General features: G+C 72.8%; 1 protein-coding gene. It reads left to right on the top strand.

Annotated features, from left to right (window positions below):
- Positions 1–1197: amino acid adenylation domain-containing protein (locus ABZ951_RS33865; protein WP_361281803.1), on the top strand; the 1197-nt coding region annotated here is incomplete at both ends.

Here is a 1197-nt window from a genome sequence, read left to right on the forward strand (position 1 = left end):
CCGATCTCACCGACGCCGAGCGGCTGTCGCCGCTCACGCCGGGGGATGCCGCGTATGTCATTCACACCTCGGGGTCGACGGGCCGCCCGAAGGGCGTGGTGATCCCGCACTCCAACGTCATCCGCCTCTTCGAGACCTCCGCCGCGCACTTCGCCTTCGGACCCGACGACGTCTGGACCCTCTTCCACTCCTACGCCTTCGACTTCTCCGTCTGGGAAATCTGGGGCCCCCTCCTGCACGGCGGACGCCTCCTCATCGTCCCCCAGACCACCACCCGCTCCCCCGCCGAGTTCCTCGAACTCCTGCGCACCGAGCAGGTCACCGTCCTCAACCAGACCCCCTCCGCGTTCCTCCAGCTCATCACCGCCGACACCGACACCCCCGCCGGCACGGACCCGCTGGCCCTGCGCTACGTCATCTTCGGCGGCGAAGCCCTCGAACCCGCCCACCTGCGCCCCTGGGCCCAGCGCCACGGCACCACCAGCCCGGCCCTGGTGAACATGTACGGCATCACCGAAACCACCGTCCACGTCACCCACCAGCAGATCACCGACACGCTCATCGAAGACCCGAGCGCCCGCAGCCTGATCGGCACGCCCCTGCCGGACCTGCGCGTCTACGTCCTGGACCACTGCCTGAAGCCCGTACCCCCCGGCCGGACCGGCGAAATGTACGTCGCCGGCCCCGGCCTGGCCCGCGACTACCTCGGCCGCCCCGCCCTGACCGCCGGACGGTTCGTCGCCGACCCCTTCGGCCCGCCCGGCACCCGCATGTACCGCACCGGCGACCTCGCCCGCCGCACCCCCGAAGGCACCCTCGAATACGCCGGCCGCGCCGACCAGCAGGTCAAGATCCGCGGCTTCCGCATCGAGCCCGGCGAGATCGAAGCCGCCCTCGCCGCCCACCCCGCCGTCGCCCGGGCCGCCGTCACCGCCCGCCAGACCCAGGGCGCCGGCGACCGGATGCTCGTCGCCTACGCCGTCCCCGCCCCCGGCCACCAGCCCGCCCCCGCCGAACTGCGGGCCCACCTGGCCACCGTGCTGCCCGAACACATGGTCCCCAGTGCCTGCGTACTGCTCGACGCACTGCCGCTGACCGCCAACGGCAAGCTCGACACCAAAGCCCTGCCCGCCCCCGACTTCACCGCCGAAGCCGGCGGCCAGGCCCCCACCACCACGGCCCAGACCCTGGTCTGCC

Source organism: Streptomyces sp. NPDC046215 (assembly GCF_040646215.1).
Classification (GTDB): Bacteria; Actinomycetota; Actinomycetes; order Streptomycetales; family Streptomycetaceae; genus Streptomyces; species Streptomyces stramineus.